This is a genomic window from Streptomyces angustmyceticus (genome assembly GCF_040701845.1).
Lineage (GTDB): Bacteria > Actinomycetota > Actinomycetes > Streptomycetales > Streptomycetaceae > Streptomyces > Streptomyces angustmyceticus_A.
Window position 1 is genome coordinate 71,999 of sequence record NZ_JBFBHQ010000013.1, and the last position, 24,260, is coordinate 96,258.

The 24,260-nt window shown below is 74.5% G+C and carries 25 protein-coding genes; 14 read left to right on the forward strand and 11 right to left on the reverse strand.

All coding sequences use genetic code 11. The features are described 5' to 3' along the window. Positions 1-165 precede the first annotated feature (165 nt). A complete protein-coding gene (locus AB0411_RS24645) occupies positions 166-1,143 on the reverse strand; it encodes a DMT family transporter (protein WP_366419456.1) in 978 nt (325 codons plus the stop codon). Between AB0411_RS24645 and AB0411_RS24650 the strand changes: the two genes are divergently transcribed. The 5 genes from AB0411_RS24650 to AB0411_RS24670 all read left to right on the forward strand — a co-directional run bounded on the left by AB0411_RS24650 (position 1,142) and on the right by AB0411_RS24670 (position 5,110). Next, positions 1,142-2,647, forward strand: coding sequence for a PLP-dependent aminotransferase family protein (locus AB0411_RS24650; RefSeq protein WP_366419457.1), 1,506 nt, complete (start codon positions 1,142-1,144; stop codon positions 2,645-2,647). The genes AB0411_RS24645 and AB0411_RS24650 overlap by 2 nt on opposite strands. A 112-nt stretch (positions 2,648-2,759) precedes the next feature. Continuing rightward, positions 2,760-3,212, forward strand: coding sequence for a GNAT family N-acetyltransferase (locus tag AB0411_RS24655; protein WP_366419458.1), 453 nt, complete (start codon positions 2,760-2,762; stop codon positions 3,210-3,212). A 43-nt stretch (positions 3,213-3,255) separates the two neighbouring features. Then, complete coding sequence (locus tag AB0411_RS24660; protein ID WP_366419459.1) at positions 3,256-3,825, forward strand: histidine phosphatase family protein; 570 nt, start codon at positions 3,256-3,258, stop codon at positions 3,823-3,825. A gap of 203 nt (positions 3,826-4,028) precedes the next feature. Beyond that, entirely contained in the window at positions 4,029-4,742 is a 714-nt protein-coding gene (locus tag AB0411_RS24665) for a hypothetical protein (RefSeq protein WP_366419460.1), read from the forward strand. A 5-nt stretch (positions 4,743-4,747) separates the two neighbouring features. Next, positions 4,748-5,110, forward strand: coding sequence for a DUF4333 domain-containing protein (locus AB0411_RS24670; RefSeq protein ID WP_366419461.1), 363 nt, complete (start codon positions 4,748-4,750; stop codon positions 5,108-5,110). A 36-nt stretch (positions 5,111-5,146) separates the two neighbouring features. On the opposite strand, the gene AB0411_RS24675 is transcribed toward AB0411_RS24670, so the two are convergent. The 3 genes from AB0411_RS24675 to AB0411_RS24685 form a co-directional block, all read right to left on the reverse strand. Further along, positions 5,147-5,599 (reverse strand): YybH family protein, encoded by a 453-nt coding sequence (locus AB0411_RS24675; protein ID WP_366419462.1) that lies wholly within the window; start codon positions 5,597-5,599, stop codon positions 5,147-5,149. 146 nt (positions 5,600-5,745) lie between these two features. Continuing rightward, a complete protein-coding gene (locus tag AB0411_RS24680) occupies positions 5,746-6,492 on the reverse strand; it encodes a helix-turn-helix transcriptional regulator (protein WP_366419463.1) in 747 nt (248 codons plus the stop codon). Positions 6,493-6,577: 85 nt separating this feature from the next. Further along, positions 6,578-7,666: a class I SAM-dependent methyltransferase gene (locus tag AB0411_RS24685; protein WP_366419464.1), complete on the reverse strand. Its 1,089-nt coding sequence runs from the start codon at positions 7,664-7,666 to the stop codon at positions 6,578-6,580. A 119-nt stretch (positions 7,667-7,785) separates the two neighbouring features. On the opposite strand from AB0411_RS24685, the gene AB0411_RS24690 reads away from it, so the two are divergent. Beyond that, positions 7,786-7,977 (forward strand): DUF1059 domain-containing protein, encoded by a 192-nt coding sequence (locus AB0411_RS24690; RefSeq protein WP_366419465.1) that lies wholly within the window; start codon positions 7,786-7,788, stop codon positions 7,975-7,977. 77 nt (positions 7,978-8,054) lie between these two features. Here the strand turns inward: AB0411_RS24690 and AB0411_RS24695 are convergent, their stop codons facing one another. Then, entirely contained in the window at positions 8,055-8,843 is a 789-nt protein-coding gene (locus AB0411_RS24695; RefSeq protein ID WP_366419466.1) for a LysR substrate-binding domain-containing protein, read from the reverse strand. A 58-nt stretch (positions 8,844-8,901) separates the two neighbouring features. On the opposite strand from AB0411_RS24695, the gene AB0411_RS24700 reads away from it, so the two are divergent. After that, entirely contained in the window at positions 8,902-9,306 is a 405-nt protein-coding gene (locus tag AB0411_RS24700; RefSeq protein ID WP_366419467.1) for a DUF5997 family protein, read from the forward strand. A gap of 51 nt (positions 9,307-9,357) precedes the next feature. On the opposite strand, the gene AB0411_RS24705 is transcribed toward AB0411_RS24700, so the two are convergent. Beyond that, positions 9,358-10,476 (reverse strand): FAD-dependent oxidoreductase, encoded by a 1,119-nt coding sequence (locus AB0411_RS24705; protein ID WP_366419468.1) that lies wholly within the window; start codon positions 10,474-10,476, stop codon positions 9,358-9,360. A gap of 124 nt (positions 10,477-10,600) precedes the next feature. Between AB0411_RS24705 and AB0411_RS24710 the strand changes: the two genes are divergently transcribed. Together AB0411_RS24710 and AB0411_RS24715 are read left to right on the forward strand one after the other, a co-directional pair. Further along, a complete protein-coding gene (locus AB0411_RS24710; protein WP_366419469.1) occupies positions 10,601-11,182 on the forward strand; it encodes a TetR/AcrR family transcriptional regulator in 582 nt (193 codons plus the stop codon). 50 nt (positions 11,183-11,232) lie between these two features. Continuing rightward, positions 11,233-12,120 carry a class I SAM-dependent methyltransferase gene (locus tag AB0411_RS24715; protein ID WP_366419470.1) on the forward strand — a complete coding sequence of 296 codons (888 nt, stop codon included), beginning with the start codon at positions 11,233-11,235 and terminating at the stop codon, positions 12,118-12,120. Positions 12,121-12,183: 63 nt separating this feature from the next. Here the strand turns inward: AB0411_RS24715 and AB0411_RS24720 are convergent, their stop codons facing one another. Next, on the reverse strand, positions 12,184-12,891 hold the full coding sequence (locus tag AB0411_RS24720) for an SDR family NAD(P)-dependent oxidoreductase (RefSeq protein WP_366419471.1): 708 nt from the start codon (positions 12,889-12,891) through the stop codon (positions 12,184-12,186). Positions 12,892-13,037: 146 nt separating this feature from the next. On the opposite strand from AB0411_RS24720, the gene AB0411_RS24725 reads away from it, so the two are divergent. Further along, entirely contained in the window at positions 13,038-14,420 is a 1,383-nt protein-coding gene (locus AB0411_RS24725) for a flavin monoamine oxidase family protein (RefSeq protein WP_366419472.1), read from the forward strand. A gap of 103 nt (positions 14,421-14,523) precedes the next feature. Here AB0411_RS24725 and AB0411_RS24730 read toward each other — a convergent pair whose 3' ends face one another. Continuing rightward, entirely contained in the window at positions 14,524-15,990 is a 1,467-nt protein-coding gene (locus AB0411_RS24730) for an APC family permease (protein WP_366419473.1), read from the reverse strand. Between the two features lie 212 nt (positions 15,991-16,202). On the opposite strand from AB0411_RS24730, the gene AB0411_RS24735 reads away from it, so the two are divergent. Further along, positions 16,203-17,615 (forward strand): MFS transporter, encoded by a 1,413-nt coding sequence (locus tag AB0411_RS24735; RefSeq protein WP_366419474.1) that lies wholly within the window; start codon positions 16,203-16,205, stop codon positions 17,613-17,615. Between the two features lie 36 nt (positions 17,616-17,651). Here the strand turns inward: AB0411_RS24735 and AB0411_RS24740 are convergent, their stop codons facing one another. The 3 genes from AB0411_RS24740 to AB0411_RS24750 form a co-directional block, all read right to left on the reverse strand. Next, positions 17,652-18,446 carry an SDR family NAD(P)-dependent oxidoreductase gene (locus AB0411_RS24740; RefSeq protein WP_366419475.1) on the reverse strand — a complete coding sequence of 265 codons (795 nt, stop codon included), beginning with the start codon at positions 18,444-18,446 and terminating at the stop codon, positions 17,652-17,654. 401 nt (positions 18,447-18,847) lie between these two features. After that, positions 18,848-19,591, reverse strand: a complete 744-nt coding sequence (locus tag AB0411_RS24745; RefSeq protein WP_366419476.1) for a VOC family protein — start codon at positions 19,589-19,591, stop codon at positions 18,848-18,850. 151 nt (positions 19,592-19,742) lie between these two features. Beyond that, a complete protein-coding gene (locus AB0411_RS24750; RefSeq protein ID WP_366419477.1) occupies positions 19,743-20,432 on the reverse strand; it encodes a DUF4232 domain-containing protein in 690 nt (229 codons plus the stop codon). A gap of 293 nt (positions 20,433-20,725) precedes the next feature. On the opposite strand from AB0411_RS24750, the gene AB0411_RS24755 reads away from it, so the two are divergent. From AB0411_RS24755 to argJ, 3 genes are all read left to right on the forward strand, one after another. Continuing rightward, positions 20,726-21,679 (forward strand): phosphotransferase family protein, encoded by a 954-nt coding sequence (locus AB0411_RS24755; RefSeq protein ID WP_366419478.1) that lies wholly within the window; start codon positions 20,726-20,728, stop codon positions 21,677-21,679. A 248-nt stretch (positions 21,680-21,927) separates the two neighbouring features. Then, complete coding sequence (gene argC, locus AB0411_RS24760; protein ID WP_366419479.1) at positions 21,928-22,956, forward strand: N-acetyl-gamma-glutamyl-phosphate reductase; 1,029 nt, start codon at positions 21,928-21,930, stop codon at positions 22,954-22,956. 67 nt (positions 22,957-23,023) lie between these two features. After that, entirely contained in the window at positions 23,024-24,202 is a 1,179-nt protein-coding gene (gene argJ / locus AB0411_RS24765; protein WP_366419480.1) for a bifunctional glutamate N-acetyltransferase/amino-acid acetyltransferase ArgJ, read from the forward strand. Positions 24,203-24,260 lie beyond the last annotated feature (58 nt).

A 24,260-nucleotide genomic window follows, 5' to 3' on the forward strand; every position in this document is an offset into this window, starting at 1 on the left:
CCAACGATTTGCTCGGTCTGCGGACCTGGGCGGCCCGGACGGCGGTACCTGCCGTCGCGGCAAGTTTACGTCCGCGGGCCGCCGCCGCACCCGGAAAAGTACGGGTTCCTCCCGTTCCGTGGTGCCGGCGTCGGCACCACGGACGGTCGGCGGCTCGCCGCGCGGTCATCGGGTCCGCTGGGTGACCGCGATGCACACCAGGACCGCCAGCGCCGCGACGGGGGCGGCCGGCGGCAGGTGCTCGCCGAGCAGCAGCACGGACCAGACCAGGGTCAGCAGCGGCTGGGCGAGCTGCAGCTGGCTCGCCTTGGAGATGCCGATGGCGGCCATCCCGCGGTACCAGACGACCAGCCCGAGGAACTGCGAGCCGACCGCCAGCCACAGCAGCCCGGCGACCGAGTGCGCCGTGAGCCGCAGCGGATCCGCGGACAGCGCGAACACCGTGCCCGTCACGGTCACCGGAAGCGCCAGCACCAGCGCCCAGCCGATCACCTGCCAGCCGGGCAGGTGGCGGGCGAGGCGGCCGCCCTCGGTGTAGCCGGCCGCGCACACCAGCAGCGCCGCGAACAGCAGCAGGTCGCCGCGGCCCGGCGCCCCGCCGCTCTGCTGCACCGCGAAGCCGATGACGACGACGGCGCCGACCAGCGAGGCGGCCCAGAAGGTACGGGAGGGCCGGGCGCCGGTCCGTACGGCCGAGCAGGCGGCGGTGGTCAGCGGCAGCAGGCCGACCACGACGGCCGCGTGCGAGGTGGTGGACGTCTGCAGCGCGAGGGTGGTCAGCAGCGGGAAGCCGAGGACCACGCCGCCCGCCACGACCGCGATGCCGGACCAGTGCCGCCGCTCGGGAAGGCGCACCCGGAGCACGGCCAGCGCGCCCCCGGCCAGGACGGCCGCCAGCACGCTGCGCAGCATCACCACCGTCCATGCGCTCATGCCCTCCAGCGCCCAGGCGGTGGCGGGGAACGTGAGGGAGAACGCGGCGACGCCGAGCGCGGCGAGCAGGGCGCCGCCGGTGAGGGGCGTGCTGCGGGCCGGGACCGGGGTGGCCGGAGCGGCGGGGGCGTCCGGGGCGGCGGTGGCCGGGGCCTCCGGGGTGCCGACCGCTATCGTGGCCGTCGCGGTAGCGCTATCGTTGTCTCTCATGCATGAGCGTAGCAGTGGGGCAGAGCTCGCCGCGACCCTGCGCGGAGAGCTGAAGCGCTACTCTCCAGGAGAGAAGCTGCCGTCCAGTCGTGCCCTCGTCGAGCGGCATCGGGTCAGCCCGGTGACCGTCTCCCGGGCGCTCGCCGAGCTGGTGGCGGAGGGCCTGGTCGTGACCCGGCCGGGCGCGGGGGCCTTCCGGGCCGAGCCGCCCGGCGAGGCGCCGCGGCCGGCCGACACCTCCTGGCAGGAGATCGCGCTGAGCGCGGAGCCGGCCGGCGACCAGGTACCGCGCAGCGTCGACGCCGCGGGAGTGCTGGCCACGCTCGCCACCCCCGCCGCCGGCGTCAGCGAACTCGTCGGCGGCTACCTGCACCCCGACCTGCAGCCCGAACGCGCCCTCGCCGCCGCCCTCGCACGGGCCGGGCGGCGGCCCGGCGCCTGGGCGCGGCCCACGGTCGGGGGCGTGCCCGAGCTGCGCGCCTGGTTCGCCCGGGAGATCGCCGGGCCCGGCGGCCCGCTCTCCGCCAGCGACGTCCTGATCACCGGGGGCGGCCAGAGCGCGCTGACCGCCGCGCTGCGCGCCCTGGCCGCCCCCGGCGCCCCGGTGCTCGTCGAGTCCCCGACCTACCCGGGCATGCTGGCCGTGGCCCGCGCCTCCGGGCTGCGTCCGGTGCCCGTACCCGTGGACGCGGACGGGGTCAGGACGGACCTGCTCGCCGACGCCTTCCGCGCCAGCGGTGCCCGGCTGTTCGTCTGCCAGCCGCTGGTCCAGAACCCGACCGGGGCGGTGCTGGCCGCCGAGCGGCGGCGCGAGGTGCTGCGCGTGGCGCGGGCGGCGGGCGCCTTCGTGATCGAGGACGACTTCGCACGGCTGCTGGTCCACGACGACGCTCCCGCGCTGCCGCCCACCCTGGCCGCGGACGACCGGGACGGCACGGTCGTCCATGTCCGCTCGCTGACCAAGGCGACCTCGCCCCATCTGAGGGTGGGCGCCCTGGCCGCCCGCGGCCCGGTGCTCGACCGGCTGCGCGCCATCCAGGTCGTCGACAGCTTCTTCGTGCCCGGCCCGCTCCAGGAGGCCGCCCTCGAACTCGTCGGATCGCCCGCCTGGGGCCGCCATCTGCGGGTGATCGCCGCCGAGTTGACCGTCCGCCGCAAGGCCCTGACCGCGGCCCTGCGCGCACAGCTGCCCGCCCTCGTCGAGCGGGGGATGGGGCACGGGGCGGCGTACGGGCACGACGCCGCGCCCGGCGGCCTGTACGTCCCGCCGGGCGGCTACCACCTCTGGCTGCGCCTGCCGGACGGCACCGACGAGGGGGCGCTGACCGGGGCGGCGCTGCGGGCGGGTGTCGCGGTCGCGGCCGGCCGGCCGTACTTCGCCGCCGAGCCGCCGGCCGCGCACCTGCGGCTGAGCTTCGCGGCCGCGTCCGGCACCGCCGAGCTCACGGAAGGCGTCCGCAGGCTGCGCACGGCGTGCGAGGAGCTGGGAGTGCCGGCGGACTGACGGGCCCGGCGGGGACCGCCCGCGGCCGGACCAGGGCGAGGCACCGGCCCCTCCTGGTGCGGCCCGGCGAACCGGTTCGACGCCGCCCCCGCCGCTCTGCGAACCTCCCGGCATGAACGATCACGCCCTCGACGGCTACGAGATCTCCACCGACCCGGCGCGCCTGGACTCCGGCCTGGTCCACCACTGGCTGGCCGCCGACTCCTACTGGGCCGTGGGCCGCTCCCGGGAGCAGCACGACCGCGCCGTCGCGGGCTCGCTCAACTTCGGCCTGTACGAGGCGGGTTCCGGGCGGCAGGCCGGCTATGCCCGGGTCGTCACCGACCACGCCACCTTCGCCTGGCTCTGCGACGTCTACATCGGCCGCGACGACCGCGGCCGGGGCCTGGGCACCGCCCTGGTCGAGGCGGTCGCCGACCACCTGGCGCCCTGCGGCCTGAGCCGGCTGACGCTCGCCACCAAGGACGCCCACGGCGTGTACGAGAAGGTCGGCTTCCGCGCCCTGGTCTCCCCGGAACAGTGGATGACCCTCGGGCTCGTCGACCCCGGACCTGTCGAGATCTGATCAACCGGGGTCAACGGGCCGGTGCTGCTCTTACCATCGCCGGATGAGCGTCCGACTCAAGCTGCTCGCCGCGGGCCGCAGCTCCTCGCTGCTCGGAACGCGGTTCGGCGACGACCGCCCGCTCGACTCCGCGGGATGGCACGAGGCGGAGCGGGCCGCGCCGGTCCTGTGCCGGCTCGCGGCCGCCGAACTGCGCTACTGCTCGCCGTCCGCCCGCTGCCGGGACACCGGCGAGGCCCTCGGCCTGCGCCCGCTCGCCCAACCGGCACTGCGCGACTGCGACATGGGGCGCTGGCACGGCCGCACGCTGGGCGAGGTGGCCGCCGAGGAGCCGCACGCGGTGGAGACCTGGCTGGGCGACCCGCGCTCGGCACCGCACGGCGGGGAGTCCCTGCTGGCGTTCATCACCCGCATCGGCCGCTGGCTGGACACCCGGCCGGTCGAGGACGCCGACGGGCTGCTGGCGGTCGCCGAACCCGGCGTCGTCCGCGCCGCCCTGATCTACGCGCTGCAGGCGCCGCCGCACTCGTACTGGCGGATAGACGTCCGGCCGCTGTCGGTGACCACCCTCGCCGGCCGCTCCGGCAAGTGGGACCTCCAACTGGAGGCGTGAGGCGGCCCGCAGTGGCGCGCCGCCCACCGGGCCGCCCCGGCGCACCACCCGGAAAGCCCATCCCGGCCGTTCCGCCGTCCGGGGCGTACGCACCCGTGTGACCTGCGGGAAGAGACGGCGGGCCGGTCTCTTCCGCGGAAGTCGGCCCCGTCGGGGCACACCATCGAGGTGCGCACCGCCGAGCCGGGCGCTTCTCTCGGGTTATGCACATACGCCACATTCCTCCGTACGCGCTGGCCGCCGGCGCCCTGGTGGTGTCCGTCCTGCTCTTCGGCGACGACAAGGGCGCCGACGCCGCCACCGGGACCGTCACCGGGACGGTGGCGGAAACCGCCGAAACCGCCGAGGCGGGCACGCCGGACACCGCGCCCGCGGTGGTCGTCCGGCCCGACCCGGTGGCACCGGGCGCCGCCTTCTCGGTCTCCGACGGCGGCCGTTGCTCCGGTGACACCGCGGAGGCCGTCTTCGACGACGCCGGACTTCCCGCGGTGCAGCTCTCCGCACAGAGCGGCGGGCTCGGCGGCACCGCGACCGTGCCGGAGGACACCGCACCCGGCTCCTACCGGGTCACGCTCACCTGTGGCGGCGCGTCCGGAGCCCGGCAGAGCGCCCTGGAGACCGGCCGGTCGGGCGGCGACGAGAACGGCGACGCGGCCGGCGGCAGCGAGGACCGCGACGGCAGTGGACGCGGCGCGGCGTACGGGCAGGAATCCGGTGACGGCCCCAGGACCCTCACCGGCACCATGGTCGTCTCCGACGGTGCCGACGCGGTCGTGCCCCAGGGCGGTGCGGACACCGGCCTCGGCGGCGCGGCCGGCACCGGCCGGGCGGCCACGACCGCGGGTGGTGTGCTGCTGCTCGCGGCGGCCGGCTGGGGAGCCGTCGCCCGCCGGCGCCCCCGCGGTGCCCGGAGCTGACGGCGGTGCTCGCGGACCCGCCACGGCGCGGCCTGGTCATCGGCCTCGTCACGGCCCTCGCCCTGGCGGGCGTGCTCGCGTTCGCCGCCGTCCGCCTCCGTGCCCAGGAGGCCACCAGCGAACTCGACGGCGGCACCCACACCGTGCTGCGCACCGAGATCGCCAGGACGCTCAGCGGCCAGCTCGCGCTGCCCTTCCGCAACGGGCCCGACGCGGTGCGCTGCTCGGGCGACCTGCGGCCCGTGCCGTACGCCGCGGTGCGCTGCACGGCGCACTTCCCCCTCGGCCCGGAGCGCCATCTCAGGGTCGAGGTCACCCGCGTCCGCGACAACCAGGTCACCTACCGCCGCCACGCCCTGCCGCGCTGAGCGGCCGCCGGGGCGTTGCCGGGACGCCCGGGTGGCCTACGGCGTGAGGTCCAGGGCCGCCCGGCCCGACCCGTCCATCAGGAACGGCACCGAGCTGTGGGTGTGCGTGATCCGCCAGCTGCCGTCGATCTTGCGGAGGCCGACGGTGGCCCGGCTCCACAGCTCCACCTCGAAGCCGTCGGTCTTGGTGCCGCGCATCCGGTTGATGCTGTGGCAGAAGGCGACATCGCCGCCGACCGTGACCTCGACCTGGGTCAGCGACACCTCGATCGGCCCTTCCCAGGTCGCGTACCAGGCCTCGACGGCCTGCCGGTCCCGTGCCCGGGGCCCGCGGTACTGCAGCGGCGGAGCGAGGTTGAAGTCCACCAGGTCCGGCGCGCAGGAGGCGAGGAACCGCCGGGCGTCCCGCGCGGTCGTCGCGGCCGCCCGGTCCTCCAGCAGCTCCCGGATCTGCGTCTCGTCGGCTGTGCGTACGAGGTCGGTGGTCATGAGGGGTCCTCCCGTCGGGCGGCGCCGCAGCGCCCGGATTCCGTGTGCAACGGGTAGACGCCACGGCCGGCGGAAACTCATCGGCGGGGGCGTGCGGGCGGGAGCGCGGGAGGGCCCGCGGTGCCCCGCGGGGCGCGAGGCGGGCCCTACGGCGCGAGCCGCACCGCCGTCCGCTCCCGGGTCAGCCAGGCGTTCGCCGCCGCGACCCGGCCGCCCACCTGCAGCTTCGCGTAGGCGTGCTCCAGGTGCTTGTCGACGGTGCGCGGGCTGATCGCCAGCCGGCGGGCGATCTGCTGGTTCGTCAGGCCGCGGGCGAGCAGGGCGAGTACCGCGGACTCGCGGCGGGTGACGGGGGACGGCGGGGGCGGCGGGGCGAGCCGGGCGAGGACGCGGCTGAGCCGGGTGCGCAGCAGGGCGGCGGCCGCCACGTCGTCGTCGGAGAAGTCGCTGCCGCCCCGGCCGATGGCCACGCACACCGTCCGCGGTGCCCCGGCGGCGTAGCCCGCGGGGAACGACATCGCGAGCTGCTGCTCGGCGCCCAGCGGCCGGTAGACGTCGGCGTAGGCGGCGAGGGCGTGGAACTCGCCGCGGGTCTGCAGCGTCGAGCGGCGCATCGGGGTGCCGGGGCCGAGGGTGGTGTGGGTGACGAGGCAGTCGTCGGCCGACTCGCGGGCGAACGCGTCCCGGATGTCCTCGGTCAGCAGCCCGGCGGGCAGGGTGAGCGGCCGGTCGGCGGAGCCGGCGCGGGGGGACCAGACGATGCTGTCGCCGGGAACGGCGCCGAGCAGCAGCGGCAGCAGTGCCGGAACAAGGGTGTCCTCGTCGACGGCATCGATCAGGAGGTCCACGACGGCGAGAATGCGTCGCAGGCCGGCCTCCGCGGCCGCGCTCATACCTCCAGCGTGCCGAGGGGGCACAGGGCAGTCAAGCGAGGCCCACCCGGCCGGCCGGGGGAAGACCGGCCGGGCGCGTCAGGCGCTAACGCCCGACGGCATAGACGCGGTTGACGGGGCTCGTCGCGGCGAGACGCCAGTGGTGGAGTCCGGCCTCGTCGGCGATCCGCCGCATCGCCTCCTCACCCGCGTGGTTTCCCAGTGCCTGCGGACCGTGCTGGGCCAGCGCGGACGGCAGGCATACGGCGACCGAGCCGGCGGTCAGCGCCCGGCCGACCGGGTTGGTGTTCTCCTGGGCGTTGGCCGAGGCGTTGGGCTCGACGACCATGCAGGTGCCGCCGTCGGCCAGGGCCTGTTCGGCGTGGTGCAGGGCGCCGCCCGGATCGCCGATGTCGTGCAGGCAGTCGAAGAACGTGATCAGGTCGAAGTCCTCGCCCGGGAAGTCCTGGGCGCCGGCGACCTGGAAGCTGACCCGGTCGTCCACTCCCTGCTCGGCCGCGATGCCGCGGGCCGCCTCGATGGACGGGCGGTGGAAGTCGAAGCCCTCGAAGCGCGACCGGGGGAAGGCCCGGGCCATGAGCGTCGTGGAGTAGCCGTAGCCGCATCCCACGTCCGCGACGCGCGCGCCGCGCTCCAGCTTCTCCACCACCCCGTCCAGCGCGGTCAGCCACTCCGGTACCAGCGCGGCCGAGTAGCCGGGGCGGAAGAACTTCGCGGTGCCGGCGAACAGCGCCGGGCCGTGTTCCTCCCAGCCGACGCCCTCGCCGGTGCGAAAGGCGGCCATCAGGATGTCCTCGGTGGCGTAGATCGCCTGCAGCACGGTGGCGAAGCCCGCCGCGTACGTCGGCAGATCCGGGTCCGCCAGGACGGCGGCGTGCTCGTCGGGCAGCAGGTAGGTGTCGGTGTCGGGCGCGTAGTGCAGGTACTCGCCGGCGACCTGGGCGGCCAGCCACTCGCGGACGTAGCGCTCGACCAGCCCCGTGCGGGCGGCGAGCTGGGCGGAGGTGAGCGGGCCGGCGCCGGCCATGGCCGCGTACAGGCCGAGCCGGTCGCCGAGCGAGGTGCACAGGCCGGCCACCGCGGCGCCGCTGTCGGCGATCACCCTCTCCAGGAACTGCTGCACCCGGTCCTGGTCCGGCCCGGACGCCGGGGTGGCACCGGCGGAGGTCGTCACGGCCCTCACCTCCTCGTCCCTCCACTGCAGCAGGACGGCCACCGCGCGCGCCATACGGGATTCGCCGTATACGGAGCGGCGGCGCCCCCGGCCGACACTGGGGGAGAGGAGGTGCCCTCATGCGCAAGAAGGTCGACTGCCGGGATTACCCGAGTGAGATGAACTGCACCCTCGTCATCACGGGCGAGGAGGAGGAAGTGGTCCGCGCCGCCAGCGAGCACGCCGTATCCGTGCACGGCCACGAGGACGGCCCGGAGCTGCGGGAACAGATCAGGGCGTCACTGAAGGACGAGGTTCCGCAGCACGCCTGAGGCCGGGGCGGCCCGCCGCCCCGGCCGGGGCGGTGATGCCGCCGTGCCCGCACGGGCCGGCCGCCCGGCCCGTGCCGCTACGACCGGCGGCGGGGCCTGCCGCGCCGGCCGCCCTTGCCGGCCTGCCCGCCGCCGGAAGCGCTCCGCGGGCTCTTGCCGGCCGGCTTCCGGGCCGGCTTCCCGGCCGCGGGCTTGCGCCGTGCGCCGCCCGCGTCCTGGCCCTTGCCCTTGGGTTCCGCCGCGGCCGCTTCCGGGCGGCGCCCGCGTGAGCTGTTGACCGTCCGCCCGCGGACGATCCCGATGAAGTCCTCCACCAGGTCGGTGGTCGCCTCCTGCGGCCACGACAGCGCGACCCGCGACGTGGGGGCGTCCGCGACCGGCCGGTAGGTGAGGTCCCTGCGGTGGTGCAGACGGGCCAGGGACTGCGGGACGACGAGGACGCCCACGCCCGCCGCCACCAGTTCCACGGCGTCCGCGGTCGTGGCGGGCCGCTCGATCGCGGGCCGTCCCGGCCGCTGCTCCCAGTCGAGGGTGTCGTCGAGGGGGTGCAGCACGATCTCGTCGGCCAGCTCCTCGGCGAGCACCTCGTCGGCGGCCGTCACCAGGTGGTCCTTCGGGACCACGACCACGGACGTCTCGGTGTAGAGGGGGATCGCGCTGAGGTCCGCCCCGTCGACCGGCAGCCGCACGAAGCCCGCGTCGGCGCCGCCGTCCCGCAGAACGCCGCACGCCTCGGCGGCGGACACCGCGACGAGGTGCAGGGGGACGTCCGGCAGTCGCTCGTTCCAGATCCGCACCCACTTCGCGGGCGTCACCCCGGGGACATACGCGAGACGGAACGAAGAGGATGCATCCGAGCCAGTCACCGGGACAGGTTACCGGTCGTGGTCGGAGCCCGTGCACACGATCGATACCCTGGACACCATGACGTCGCACCAGACCACCCAGACCATGAAGCCCGCGACCGCGGCGAAGAAGCTGGGTGTGTACCTCGAGGCCACCCCCGCCGAGTTCCAGGAGGGTGTCGTCTCGCGCACCGAGCTGAACACCCTGCAGGCCGATCCGCCCCAGTGGCTGCAGGACCTGCGGCGCAACGGCCCGCACCCCCGGCCCGTGGTCGCCGCGAAGCTGGGCGTCTCCATCTCGGGCCTCGCCCGCGGCGGTGTCACCGAGCCCCTCACCACCGAGCAGATCGACGCGCTGAAGCAGGAAAGCCCCGAGTGGCTGCAGCAGGAGCGCGCCACCCAGGCCGAGGTCCGCAAGGAAGCCGTGCGCCTAAAGGAGAAGAAGGCGGCGCAGGGCGAGGAGTCCGGCCGGCCGCGTTCCTGACCCCGCTCCCTCGTCGGGCCCGCCCCGGCCGCACAGCGGCGCGGGGCGTGCTCAGGCGCCCGCCGGGGGAAGCAGATGATCGAGCCCCTCGGCGCAGTCCTCGGCGGCCTTGCCCGAGCGCGGCAGCATGACGCTCTCGTAGGCCCGGACGGCTTCGTCGACGCCTGATGCGGTGACCAGGGCGTGAGCCAGGTCGGCGCCGTCGAGCAGGGCGAGGTTGGCACCCAGCCCGAGGGGCGGCATCAGGTGTGCGGCGTCGCCGAGCAGAGTGACGCCGGGGACGTGCTCCCAGGTGTGCGGGGCGGGCAGCGTGAACAGCGGCCGGTGGACGAAGCCGCCGTCGTTGTCCCGCAGGAATCCGCGCAGGCGCTCGTCCCAGCCGTCGAACAGCGTCAGCAGGTGGGCGCGCACGGCCGCCGTGTCGCCGAGCCCGACGCCCGCCGTCAGGTGCCAGTCCTCCGGTGCACGAAACCCCGCGTAGAGGCGGAGGTGGCCGTTGCTGTTGCGCTGGGCGAACAGGACCTTGGCGCCGGCCTGCGCCACCATGGTGCCCGCGCCGACCAGCCGTGCGAGCCCGGCATGGCGGGTGTCGCAGTCGTCGAAACCGGCCTCCACGAAGACGACGCCGGTGTAGCCGGGCACGGCCGCCGAGAGGGCCGGGCGGACCCGCGACCAGGCGCCGTCGGCGCCGACCACCAGGTCGAACTCCTCGGTGCTGCCGTCGCCGAAGCGCAGCCGGGCGGTGCCGTCCCCGAGCGGGGTGACCCCGCTGACGGCACGGTCCCACCGCACGCTGCCCGCGGTGAGCGATTCCAGCAGCAGACCGCGCAACTGACCTCGGTCGATCTCCGGCCGGTCCTCCTCGCCGTGGTCGTCCGGGGGCCCCTGCTGCGGCAGGACGGCGGCCGTGGCGGGGTCGAGCAGGCGCCACTCCTGGGCCTCGGGACGGGACAGCGCGCGGAACCGGTCGAGCAGGCCCGCCGCGTGCAGGGCGCGCTGGCCGGTGCCGGCGTGCAGGTCCAGGGAGCCGCCCTGCGGGCGGGCTCCGGCGTCGGGCTCACGTTCGAAGACGGTGACGGAGCGGCCGTGGCGCTGCAGCACGCGGGCGCAGGCGAGGCCGCCGAGGCCGGCGCCGACGATGGCGACACGGGGGTCACTGGCGGAGTGCATGGGGCATTCCCCTCGGAAGGCGGGTGAGGTGCCGGGAGGTCCGGCCCGACCAAGAAAGCACACTCACTAAATAAGCGCAATCACTAAACTTTTTCATCGAGTCCGCTTCGGGTACGGTGTGCCCGTGACCGAACCGACCGGGCGTCGCGAGCGCAAGAAGGCCCAGACCCGCAAGTCGCTGGCCGACGCCGCACTGGAGCTCTTCCTCGACCGCGGCTACGACCAGGTCTCCGTCAAGGACGTCGCCGAGGCCGCCGACGTGTCGGTGACCACCTTGTTCAAGCACTTCCCCAGCAAGGAAGCGCTGGTTTTCGACGAGGAGGACGACATCGAGTCGGCGCTCGTCGCCGCCGTGCGGGAGCGCGCTCCCGGGCAGTCGATCCCGCAGGCGCTGTGCGCGCACATCCTGCTGACGCAGGACTTCGCCAAGGATCCGCGGTGCGCCCCGTTCCTGCGCATGGTCGAGGACACCCCGACGCTGCGCGACTACTCCCACCGCATGTGGATGCGCCACGAAACGGCCGTGGCCCGGGCCATCGCCGAGGAGACCGGCGCCCCCGAGGGCGACGTCACCTGTGCCGCCCTCGCCCGTTTCGCGCTGGAGACCCGTGGGCTCATCCAGCGGCACACCGACCCGCGAGGAGCCGCCGAAGGCGCCTTCGCCCTGCTCGAACACGGCTGGGCGGCATCCCGCCCCGGGGCCTGACCGCCGTCACGGCATACCGAGGTTCTCGCACAGGACATCCAGGGGGGCTCATGGAAACCGGCAGGCCGAGTCGGACCGCATGGCGGGCGGCGCACGCCCGTGCCCGCCACCAGGCCGATCCCCGGCGGGTCTTCACCGACCCGCTGGCGGCGAAGATCCTCCGCCTCGGCCCCGAGGCGCTGCCGCCGCCCCCCGACGACCCGGTCGCCCGCTACAACATCCGGTTCGTCGCCGCGCGCAGCCGCTTCGCCGAGGACGCGCTCGCCGCCGCCGTGCACGCCGGGACCCGGCAGCTCGTGGTCCTCGGCGCGGGGCTGGACACCTTCGCGTGCCGGCACACCCACACCGGCCTGCGGGTGTTCGAGGTCGACCACCCGGACACCCAGGAGTGGAAGCGGCAGCAACTGGCGGCCGCCGGGATCGCCGTCCCGCCGTCGCTGGTCTTCGCCCCGCTGGACTTCGAACGCGGCACGCTCGACGGGGCCCTGGACGCGGCCGGGCTGGACCGCACCCGGCCGGCGTTCTTCATCTGGCTCGGCGTCACGCCCTACCTGACGCGGGACGCCGTCCTGGCCACCCTGCGTGCCGTGGCCGGCCACACCGCACCCGTGCAGGTGGTGTTCGACTACTACCGCGAGCCGGCCGCGACGATGGCGCCGGAGCTCCGCGCCGCGTACGAGGCCGCCACCCGGCAGGTGGCGGAGCTCGGCGAACCCTGGCTCAGCCACTTCACCCCCGAGGGCCTCGCCGGTGAGCTGCGCGCGAGGGGGTTGACCGACATCGAGGACGTCGCGGGCCCGGAACTGCTCGCCCGGTACCTCGGTGAACCCGCGCCCGACGCCGATGCGTTCAGCGGTCAGGTGATCCGCGCCGGGCGCACCGCCGGCCGGCAGCCCGGTCGTCCGCCGGGCTCGGCGCCCTTGCCGCCCCGGGGATGACGGGGCTTCAGCGGCAGACCGGCTCCGGGCCCGCGCGGGACGGCCGCACCGCCGCCCCGTCCCTCACCAGGGCAGCGGGCCCGCCGCGTCGAAGAAGCCCCCGGTCGGGCCGTCGGGGCCCACCTGTGCCATGCGGACGATGATCTCGGCGCCCTCCTCGACGGTCTGCGTGCCCGTGTGCCGGTTGAGGTCCGTCGCGGTGTAGCCGGGCTCCACCGCGTTGATCCGCATGCCGGGGAACGCCTTCGCGTACTGCACGGTGAGCATGTTGACCGCCGCCTTGGACGCCGGATAGGCGACGCCCGGGTAGGCATGGGCCGGTGTGTCCGGCGCGGCGACCCGGGACAGCGAGGCCAGCCCGCTGCTGACGTTGACCACGACCGCGGCGGCGGACCGCTGCAGCAGCGGCAGGAACGCGTGCAGCACACGCACCACCCCGAAGACGTTGGTCTCGAACAGCAGCCGCGTCTCGTCGGCGGTCAGCTGCGCGGCGTCGATCACCCCGCCCTCCGGCGTGCGTCGTTCGATGCCGGCGTTGTTGACCAGCACGTCCAGGCCGCCGTCGGCCGCGAGGATCTCCGCCGCCGCGACGACGGAGGCGTCGTCGGTGACATCGAGGCGGACGCTGCGCGCGCCCAGCTCCTCGGCGGCCCGGCGCCCGCGTGCGGCGTCCCGGCTGCCCACGTAGACGGTGTGGCCCGCCGCGACGAGCCGCCGGGCGGTCTCGAAGCCCAGCCCCTTGTTCGCTCCGGTGATCAGTGTGGTCGTCATGCCTCCAGGTTCCGCGCCCGGCCGCGGAACTGCGCGCCGGCGGCGACCCGCGCCTCCGGACCCGGCCGCCGCCGGACGCGTCCCGATGGATCACCCGCCGGGCGGGTCCGGGGCCGGTGGGCGAGGCTGAGCGGTGGAGGTGGGTCATGGAACAGGTGCGGGCGGACGTCTGCGTGGTGGGCGCCGGCTTTGCCGGGCTCGCCGCCGCGCGACGACTGGTCCAGGCCGGCCACGAGGTGGTGGTGCTCGAAGCCCGGGACCGGGTCGGCGGCCGGGTGTGGAACCGGGAACTGCCCGACGGGACGGTGGTGTCGGCCGGCGGCACCTGGCTGGGCAAGGGCCAGGACCGGATGTTCCGGCTCTGCCGGGAACTGGGCCTGGAGGTGTACCCCCAGTACGAGCGGGGCGATCACCTCCTGCGCCTGAACGGCGTCAACCACCGCTATCACGGTGTCCTCCCCGCCACGGGCAAGGGGACGCTCCTCGCCCTCGGCCTGGCGCTCGCACGGCTGCATCTGATGACGCGGCGGCTGCCGGCGGATGCCCCGTGGCGGGCCCGCAACGCCCGCTCGTGGGACGCCCGGACGCTGGGGCAGTGGCTGGCCGACCCGCGCAATGTGCCCTCGGCCACCGCCCGCACCCTGCTCAGGTCGAGCATGCACCTGCTGTTCTGCGCCGACCCGGCGGAGGTGTCGCTGCTCGGCGCCCTCACCCTGGCCAGGGGCGGCGGCGGTTTCGGCTACTACACCGACTCCCGCCGGACCGAGTCCCACCTCGTCGACGGCGGAGCCCCCGAACTGGCGCGGCGCATGGCCGAGCAGCTGGGCGGGCGGGTGCACCTGTCCAGTCCCGTTCAGCGGATCGCCCACGACGGCAGCGGCGCGACGATCGAAGCGTCCTCGCTCACCGTGCGGGCGCAGCGCGTGATCGTGGCCGCGCCCCCGGTGCTGGCGGGGCGGATCCGCTTCGACCCCCCGCTCCCCACCGCGTGCAGCCACCTGCTGCAACGGGTGGTACCGGGCGCGATCATCCGGGTGCACACGGTCCACGACGAGCCGTTCTGGCGCGAGCGGCACCTGTCGGGACAGACGCTCGCGCCCCATTCGCCGGTCCCGCTCACCATCGACCAGACGCCGCGCTCCGGGCGGCCGGGCGTGCTCAGCAGCTATGCGTTCAGCACCGCGGCCCTGCACATGGGGCGGCTGGACCCGGCTGAGCGGCGCGAGGTCTGGCTGGACGCGCTGGCCGAGCGGTTCGGCCCCCGGGCACGCCACCCCGAGCACTATCTGGAGACCGACTGGTCCGCCCAGCAGTGGTCGCTGGGCGGGATGATGGGCCACTTCCCGCCCGGCACCCTGACCGCCTACGGCAGGGCGCTGCGCGAGCCGGTGGGCCGGATCCACTGGGCCAGCACCGAATCGGCGACGCTGATGCACGGCCTGATGGAGGGCGCGGTGCGCTCCGGCGAGCGGGCCGCCCACGAGGTGCTGACCGCACTGTCCCGCGGCCGGCGCGCCGTCGGCGCGTAGCACGTCAGGCCCGCGGGCCTTTCGGGCCCCGACCCGCCCGCCAGGGCACCGCCGGCCCGCGGGAACCGCCCGTCCCCGTGCGGCGCGGGAGCATGACGCCGGCTCAGTGCTGGAAGACGTCCATGTCCCCGGGCTCGGTCTCCAACGCCTCGCGGTTGAAGCGCAGCAGGCAGAGGAAGAACAGCCCGCCCGCGAGCAGCAGACCGACCACGATCAGGGCGGGCACCAGCGCCTCCGCGGGCGCCACCAGCACGAACAGCGAGAGCACCGACCACATCAGCGCACAGACCGCGACCGGCAGTTCGAAGCGCCCGAGGTCGAAGGCGCCCTTCTTGCAGTCCAGTCGCCGGCGCACCGCCAGGTAGAGGGTGACCGTCGCGCCGTAGATGATCGCCGGGAGGATCGTCGACGCCGTGATCAGCTTCAGCAGGGCGTCACCCGGCAGCGCGACCATCAGCACGATGCCCACGAGGAGGATCAGGACCGTCGCCGGGACCGGGGTACGGGTGCGCGGGCTGACCCGCCGCATCAGCCGGTGGGCGGGGAAGCGGGCGTCGCGCGACATCGCGAAGACGATCCGCGAGCACGCGGTCATCACCACCATCCCGGCGCCGAAGAACGCGAACGAGATCCCGACCAGCAGCGTCCGCTCCATCGCCGGACCGAACTGGTCGCGCATGATCGCCGCGACCGGCGAGCCGCTGGCGCTGATCCGCGGCAGGTCGTCGATCGCGACGGTGAGCGCGACCAGGAACAGCATGCCCAGCAGCCCGGCGGCCACGACGGATCCCACGATCGCCCGCGGCACGCTGCGATACGGGTCCTTGGCCTCCTCGGCCAGGTTCGCCGCGGCGTCGAAGCCGACGAGCGTGGCGAGACCCATGATCATCGCGAGCATCAGCCCGCCGCCGACGGTGAAGTAGTCGGGGGCGTGCGCGGCGACACCGCGCGAGGTGAGATTGCCGGTCTCGCCGCGCCCCGTGATCGCCACGGCGACGAAGAGCGCCAGCGCCACCACCAGGACCAGTGCCAGTTCGAGCCCCACCGCACTCGCGTTGATCATGCTGACGAGGCGCGTCGAGGCCACGGCCAGCAGGGTCTGGACGAGCAGCACCGCGAGCGTGATCAGGCGCGCCGTGCCCTCGTCCGGCCGGATGCCGGCGAGCGGCATCAGGGCCTGGCTCGCCAGCGCGTTGTCGACCGCCACGACCGCGATCGCCAGGTAACAGAACGTCAGCCACCCGAATCCCCAGCCGACCTTCAGGTTGGCCAGCCGCGAGGCCCACTGGTAGGACGAGCCGCTCAGCGGGATACGGGCCGCGAGCTGGGCGACCACCAGCGCCACCAGGGTCTGCCCCACCGCCGCGACGGGCCACAGCCAGATACCGACCGGCCCCGCGTCCTGCAGCACGTCGTCGTACGTCCCGAAGACGCCCACCGCCACCGAGATGAACGCGAACGAGATCGCGAACACCTGGAAGGAGCCGAGCGTCCGCTTCAGCTCCTGCTGGTAGCCGCCGAGTTCGACGGAACTCTCGACGGCCCGCGCGTCCGACGGTGCTTTCGCCACCTTCGCCACCTCACCCTTGCCTCGCCGCCCTGCGGCCACCGACGCCCTGCGGGGACGGCCGCCGGCCCGCTCCCGGTCCCGACGGGCCCGTGCCGGCCCGTCGTCGGCGTCCCGCACCGCAGCATCGGCCATGCGGTGCGGCGGGAGCGCCCGGCACGCCGCTGGAGCGGTCAAGCCACCGCGGGTCCGCGTCGCGCGCATACCGTGTCCGCATGGTGCGCGCCGGCGGTGCCCAGGGCGATCGGCCGCAGGGGCCGGCGACAGCGGGGCGTTCCCCGGCCCCGCTGCTCGCGGTCTGTGCGGGCTACTTCATGGTCATCCTGGACGTGACCGTGATCAACGTCGCCGTTCCGGTGGTGGGGCGGGAGCTGTCGGCCTCGCTCACCGGCATCCTGTGGATCACGGACGGCTACACCCTGGTCTTCGCCGGCCTGCTGCTCACCGGGGGCGCGCTGGGGGACCGGCTGGGCAACCGCCGGATCTTCTGCACGGGGGTGGTGGTGTTCACCGCCGCCTCGGTCGGTTGCGGACTGGCCCAGAGCACCGGGACCCTGGTCGCCGCCCGGCTGTGCGAAGGGCTCGGCGCGGCACTGATCGTGCCCGGTTCCCTCGCGCTGCTCCAACAGGCGTACCCCGCAGCCGCCGAGCGCTCCTGGGCCTTCGGCCTGTGGGGCTCGATGGCGGGCATCGCCGCCTCCGCGGGACCCCTCCTGGGCGGCCTCCTGGTCACCACCGTGGGCTGGCGCTGGGTGTTCTTCATCAATGTGCCCGTCGGCTGCGTCTGCCTGCTGCTGACGCTGCGCCGGGTGGCCGCTTCGGCCCGGCGCGCGGACCGTCCCGTGGACTGGCCGGCCCAGTGCGCGCTGATCGTGCTGGTGGCCCTGCTGGTCGCCGTCCTCAACGAGGCGGGACGACGGGGCTGGACGGACCCGCTGATCGTCACGGGGGCCGTGCTGTGCCTGCCGGCCGCCGGCGCGTTCGTCCTGCGCGAGCGTCTGGCCCGCACCCCCGTGCTGCCGCTGCGGCTGCTGCGCTCCCGCCCGATGGGCGGCGGCGCGGCCATCGGCCTGCTGTTCAACTTCGCCTTCTACGGCATGATCTTCACCGCCAGCCTCGACTTCCAGCACCAGCGCGGCCTGACCGCCCTGCGCACCGGGATCGCCCTCTTCCCGGCGGTGGTGATGACGATGTTCGCCTCCGTCCTGTCCGGGCGGCTGGCCCGCCGCACCGGACACCGTCCGCTGGTGGTCACGGGCATGCTGCTGGGCGCGGCAGGTCTGGCCGGCTGGGCGGCCGCCGGCCGGGACCCGGCCTATGCGCTGCTCGTGGGCCCCATGATGGCGGCGGGCTTCGGCACGTCCTTCGCCCTCACCGGTGCGACCGCCACCGTGATGTCCGCCGCCCCGGACACGTACTCCGGCACCGCCTCCGCGCTGTTCAACACCACCCGCCAGATCGGCAGCGCCGCGGGCGTCGCGCTGGGCGGCTCGCTACTGGTTGCCACCGCCGACTTCGCCACCGGGCTGCGGACCAGCATGGCCGTCGGCGCGGCCGCGTACCTGACGGCCGCCGCCCTCGCGCTCTTCTGCATCCCCCGCAGGCCGGCCGGTCGGCTCGCCGGCTGAGGGACGGCCGGCCGGGGCGGCGGACCGGGCCGGAGATCACCAGGTCTTGACCTGCCCGCCGTCGATCGTGAACTCGGCTCCCGTGATGTTGCCCGCGAGCGGGGAGGCGAGGAAGAGGGCCAGGTCGGCGACCTCGTGCGGTTCGGTGACCCGCCCGGTGGAGATGCCCATGCGCTGCGGCACGACCACGTCGAGGGCCTCTTGCGCGGTGGTCCCGGCCTGGGCCGCCGTGAGGTCGGCGAAGCCGCCCGGAGCGGTCCAGAAGGGGGTGCGGACCGGTCCCGGCGCGATCGCGTTGACCCGGATGCCGCGCGGTGCGAACTCCTCGGACAGCGACTTGGTCAGGCTGCTCAGCGCCGCCTTGGCCGCGGAGTAGTCCACGACCATGGGGAACGGCAGACGCGCGTTGATGGAGCTGATGTTGAGGACCGCGCCCCCGCCCGCGTCCAGCAGGTGCACGAGCGCGGCGCGGCTGGCCCGGACCGCACTGAACAGGGTCATGGTGAAGATGCGCTGCCACCCGGCGTCGTCGATGTCCAGGAAGCTCGTACGGGGCGTCGCGGCCCCCAGCGCGTTGATGAGGATGTCGACCCTGCCGTGCCGGTCCACCGCCTGCCGGACGAGGGTGTCCGGGCCGTCGGCGGTGGACAGGTCGACCGGGACGGCGGTGACGCCGTGGTGCTCCCGGAGTTCTTCGAGTCCGGGGGTGACGCTCCGGCTGCCGGCCACGACATGGGCGCCCTCCCGGGCGAACGCCTCGGCGAGGGCCAGGCCGATGCCCTTGCTCGCTCCGGTGACGAGGGCGACCTTGCCCTGGAGTTGGAGGTCCATCACGGTCCTTTACGTGTCCGATCGCCCCCTGTGCCGAGAGTAGGGGGAACCGCCGCCACCGGCTCGATGGAGAGCGGTCGGCACCCGCCGGGCGGACCCCCGCCGGCCCGCTGCCCCGGGGGGCACGCTCAGGCGGTGTGCGCCGTGCCCGGACCGGCCGGGGCGACGGCCGGCCAGAGGGGGCGTCGGGGAAGAGGGCGTCGTCCGCGTCGGTGCCGGGCAGGAGGGCGCTGAGCATCTGTCCGGCGGTCGTGGCGTTCTCGGCGCCGCGGGGCAGCATGACGCGTTCGTAGGCGTCGAGGGCCGCGTCGACGGTGGGGTGGCCGGCGACGGCTTCGGCGAGTTCGGCGCCGTCGAGCAGGGCTGGGTACCGGACCGTGGCGCCGCCGGCGGACTGCGCGTCAGGACGGGCCGAGGACGCAGAACTCGTGGCCCTCCGGGTCGGACAGGCACGACCACGGCACGTCGCCCTGGCCGAGGTCGAGGTCGGTGGCGCCGAGGGCCCGCAGCCGGGCCACCTCCGCCGCCTTGTCGTCACCGGGGTACGGCAGCAGGTCGAGATGGGTGCGGTCCGGCACGGTCTTCCCGCCGGGCGTGCGGAGGAATTCGAGATACGGACCGACGCCCTTGGCGGAGCGCCACACCGCGCGATCGTCGGTCACCTCGTGCAGGGTCCAGTCGATCGCCTCGCCCCAGAACCGGGCCATGGCCCGCGGATCCGTGCAGTCGACCACGACCGCGGCGATCGGTCCGGTGTCCCGGTAGATCTCCCGGGGCTCCAGCACGCAGAACTCGTTGCCCTCCGGGTCGGCGAGGACCGTCCACGGCACGTCGCCCTGGCCCACGTGGGCGGGCGTCGCGCCGAGGGCCTTCAGACGCGCGACCACCTCCGCCTGATGGGCCGCGGAGGTGGTCGCGAGATCGAGGTGCACCCGGTTCTTCGCCGTCGTCCTGGGTTCCGGGACGGCGACGACGTCGATGCAGACGGCGGCCGGGTCCGGCCAGACGAAGTCGCCGAGGGGTTCCACGTTCGTCACGCCGGGTGCCTCACTGCTGAGCCCCCAGCCGAGCGCCTCCGCCCAGAACCGGCCGACCGCCGAGTCGTCGAGAGCCTTGATGTTCACCTGAACCGGTCGCAGCGTCATGCCGGTGATCTTAGGCGCCCGCCCCACCACGGCAGCCGGATCGTCGCCGAACGAAGACCACTCCGCTCACCCGCCGCCCTGCTCGGCTCGCCGCCGGCCGCGGTGCCCGGCGCGCCGACCGGAGCGCCGGGGCCCGCCGGGACCCCTGGTCTCAGAAGTCGTACGGCTTCTTGGTGCTCCAGTTCAGCACGTCGGCCTCGTTCCAGCTGAACTGCGGCTTGTCGCCCTTGAGGGAGACGGAGTAGGAGGGGCCGTTGTGGCCGTCCGCGCCGCGCAGCGCGAGGGCGAGCGACTGCGCCGTGTGGTGCTTGGAGCCGTAGTCGAAGAGGTTCACCGCGCTGTACGCCGTGCCGCCGGGCTGGAGCGTGATCTGCTTGCCGCCGCCCGGGTTGTCCTTCTTCGAGTGCGGCAGCGCGCTGCCGTTGTCGCCGAGCTTCACGGTCGGGTACGAGGTGACCCAGCAGGGCTTGGTGCCCTTGTTCGACGCGGTGACCAGCAGGTGGTCACCCTGCTGCCCGGCGAACCGGTGCACCGCGGTGAGCAGCATCTCGTCGCCGCGGCACTGCTGGGCGCCGGCCGTGGCGCCCTTGTTCGCGGTCTGGCCCGTCCCGCCCGAGGCGGTCGTCGAGCGCGCACCCTCCTTGGTGTTCCCGCCGCCGTCGGCCTGCTCCGCACCGTCCTTGCCGTCCGTGTGGGACGCGGACCGGCTCTGCGCGGCACCGGCGTTGTCGCCGCCCGCCGCCTTCGAACCGCCGTCGGCGCCGCCGCAGGCGGTCAGGCCCAGCGCCAGCGCGGCGGTGACGGCGGCCAGGGTGGCGGTGCGAATCCGGGAAGTGCGCATGATCGGGTTCCCCCTGTGTTTCGTGCGGGAGGTCGTTCCCGCGGTGTGGACACCACTTTTCCCGGAGCCGCTGACGTTCCGTGAACGCCTCACTCACGTTCCGCTAACGCACCACGGCCGAACGGGTGAGGCCGGGCCCGCCGGCGGCCCGGATTCCGGCACAGTGGACAGGGCGGCCCGCGACCGAGGCTTTCCGTGGGCGGATCATGTGTGCGGACGTTCACCATGCGTGAGCGTGGTGATGAGGCGGTCCGGCAGCGGGAGAAGCGGCCGGAAGGGCAGGGGGCAGCACGGTGACCCATCACGATGAGGCGGCGGCTGTCCGGCCGCTGACACTGGCCTGGGTGAGCCGGCACCTGGAGCCCGGCGAACGGATCGTCGCAACCGCGGCGCTGCACGGCGGCAGCACTGCCGAAATGCGGAGGCTGACCATCGGCACGCGGGACGGAGGCACCCGTGACCTGGTGCTGCGGACCGTCACCGACCTGGAGCACGCCGAGGACCGGCTGCACAGGGAGGCCGTCGCCCTGACCCTGCTCACGGGGACCGGCGTGCCGGCTCCCGGACTGGTCGCGGTCGATCCGACCGCCGCGCACGGCGAGTATCCCTCCCTCCTCATGACCCATCTGACGGGCCGGACGGTCCTCGACGACGAGGGATTGGAGGCGCGCGTCCCCGCGCTGGCCCGTCAACTCGTGGCGATCCACGCGCGGCGACCCGCCGAGCGGCCCCGCGCGTATGCAGCGTTGACGACCGCGGGCACCGTCGTGGTGCCGAAGGGTGCCGACGCGGTGGCATGGGCCGCGGCGATCGACGTGATCCGCGGGCCCGCGCCGCCCTATGAAGGGCGGTTCCTGCACCGGGACTTCCACCCCGGCAACGTGCTGTTCGACGTGCCGTCCCCGAGGGCGACAGGTGCCCGGATCACCGGCGTCGTCGACTGGGCAGCAGCCTCCTGGGGCCCGGCCGATCTCGATGTGGCGCACTGCTCCACCAATCTCGCGCTGCTGCACGGCCCGGCGTGGGGTCTGCGGTTCGCCGAGGCGTACGAGGAGGCCGGCGGGGTGCCGGCCGCGGCCGCGAGCGAGCGGCTGTACTGGCGGGTGCGGGACGCGCTGGCGTTCTCGGAAGAAGTGCAGTGGGTGGCGCAGCCCTGGCGGGAGGCAGGGCGGACCGAGCTGACGACCCGAGCCGTGGAGGAGCGGCTGGACGCCTACGTCACCGCCCTGATGGACACGCTGGGCTGAGGCAAGGCGGTCCGGGGCGCGGCACCGGCCTCCTCGTGCACCGCTCAACCAGCCCGACGGGATCTGCGCACGCACCGCCTCGCCACTCCTCGAAGCTGAACGCAAGGCAGCGTCACGGGGTCAGGGCCCGCCCCCGGCGTGCTCGCCCGCCGGCTGAAGGCCTCGGTCGCGGCGCACGCGCCCGGTCACCCCTCATTGCATAAAACTGCCGCTATCCGTATAGTCATGCCATCAAGGAGGAGAGGTCCATGACGGTACGAGCAGCAGTGGCCGGTGCGAGCGGGTATGCGGGTGGTGAAGTGCTGCGCCTGCTCCTGGGGCACCCGGAGGTCGAGATCGGGGCGCTGACCGGGCACTCCAACGCCGGGCAGCGCCTGGGCGGGCTGCAGCCGCATCTGGTCCCGCTGGCCGACCGGGAGCTCCAGCCGACCTCCGCCGAGGTGCTGGCCGGGCACGACGTCGTCTTTCTCGCGCTGCCGCACGGCCAGTCCGCCGCGGTCGCCGAGGAGCTCGGGCCCGATGTGCTGGTCGTGGACTGCGGCGCCGACTTCCGGCTCGGCGACGCCGCCGACTGGGAGGCGTTCTACGGCTCGCCCCACGCCGGCACCTGGCCGTACGGCCTGCCCGAGCTGCCCCGGGGGCGTGCGGCGCTCCAGGGGACCCGGCGCATCGCGGTCCCGGGCTGCTACCCCACCGCCGTCTCGCTCGCGCTGTTCCCCGCGTACGCGGACCGGCTCGCCGAGCCCGAGGCCGTGATCGTCGCGGCCACCGGCACCTCCGGCGCCGGCAAGGCCCTCAAGCCGCATCTGCTGGGCTCCGAGGTCATGGGCTCGATGAGCCCGTACGGCGTCGGCGGCGGGCACCGGCACACCCCCGAGATGATCCAGAACCTGAGCGCGGTGGCCGGCGAGCGGATCAGCGTCTCCTTCACGCCGACCCTCGCCCCCATGTCGCGCGGCATCCTCGCGACCTGCTCGGCGAAGGCGAAGCCCGGGGTGGACGCCGCGGCCGTGCGCGCCGCGTACGAGAAGGCGCTGGCCGACGAGCCGTTCCTGCGGCTGCTGCCCGAGGGCCAGTGGCCGTCGACCGCCGCCGTGTACGGCTCCAACACCGCCCAGATCCAGGTGACGCTGGATGCCGCGGCCGGCCGGATCATCGCGATCAGCGCCCTCGACAACCTCACCAAGGGGACCGCGGGCGGCGCGGTGCAGAGCATGAACATCGCCCTGGGCCTCCCCGAGGAGACGGGGCTCTCCAGGGTCGGGGTGGCCCCGTGACCCGCACGGACCCGGGGCAGCACAGCATGACCGGCGGGGCCGGCGAAGCGACGGAGGAGAAGAAGCAGTGAGCGTCACGGCAGCACAAGGGTTCACGGCGGCGGGCATCGCCGCCGGGATCAAGGAGAACGGCAACCCGGACCTCGCCCTCGTGGTGAACAACGGGCCGCGACTGGCCGCCGCCGGAGTCTTCACCTCCAACCGCGTCAAGGCCGCCCCGGTCGTCTGGTCCGAGCAGGTCCTCAAGGGCGGCACGGTCTCCGCCGTCGTCCTCAACTCCGGTGGCGCCAACGCCTGTACGGGCCCGCTCGGCTTCCAGGACACCCACGCCACCGCGGAGAAGGCCGCCGAGGCGCTCGGGCACAACGCCGGCGAGGTGGCGGTCGCCTCCACCGGGCTGATCGGCCTGCGCCTCCCGATGGACAAGCTGCTGCCGGGCATCGACCGGGCCGCGGCCGAACTGACCGGCCACGGCGGCGAGAAGGCCGCCATCGCCATCAAGACCACCGACAGCGTGCACAAGACCGCCCAGGTCACGGTGGGGAGCACCACCCGGCCCGAGACCGGGGGAGGCTGGACGGTCGGCGGGATGGCCAAGGGCGCCGGGATGCTCGCCCCGGGCCTGGCCACCATGCTCGTCGTGCTGACCACCGACGCCGATCTGCCGGCCGCCGAACTCGACACGGCGCTGCGGGCCGCGACCCGCACCACCTTCGACCGGGTCGACTCCGACGGCTGTATGTCGACCAACGACACGGTGCTGCTGCTGGCCTCGGGCGCCAGCGGCGTCGTCCCGGACACCGCGGAGTTCGCCGAGGCGGTGCGCACGGTCTGCGACGACCTGGCGCGGCAGCTGATCGGGGACGCCGAGGGCGCCAGCAAGGACATCCGGATCGAGGTCGTGGGCGCGGCCAGCGAGGACGACGCGGTCGAGGTCGGCCGCTCCATCGCCCGCAACAACCTCCTCAAGTGCGCCATCCACGGTGAGGACCCCAACTGGGGCCGGGTGCTCTCCGCCATCGGCACCACCTCCGCCGTCTTCGAGCCCGACCAGCTCAACGTCGCCATCAACGACGTCTGGGTCTGCAAGAACGGCTCGGTGGGCGAGGACCGCGACCTGGTCGACATGCGCTACCGGGAGGTCCGCATCACCGCCGACCTCGCCGCCGGTACCGAGTCCGCGGTCATCTGGGCCAACGACCTGACCGCCGACTACGTCCACGAGAACAGCGCGTACTCCTCATGAGCGAGCGCGTCAATCAAAGGGGCGCGCTGTCCTCACAGCCCGCCGAGCGAAGCGAGGC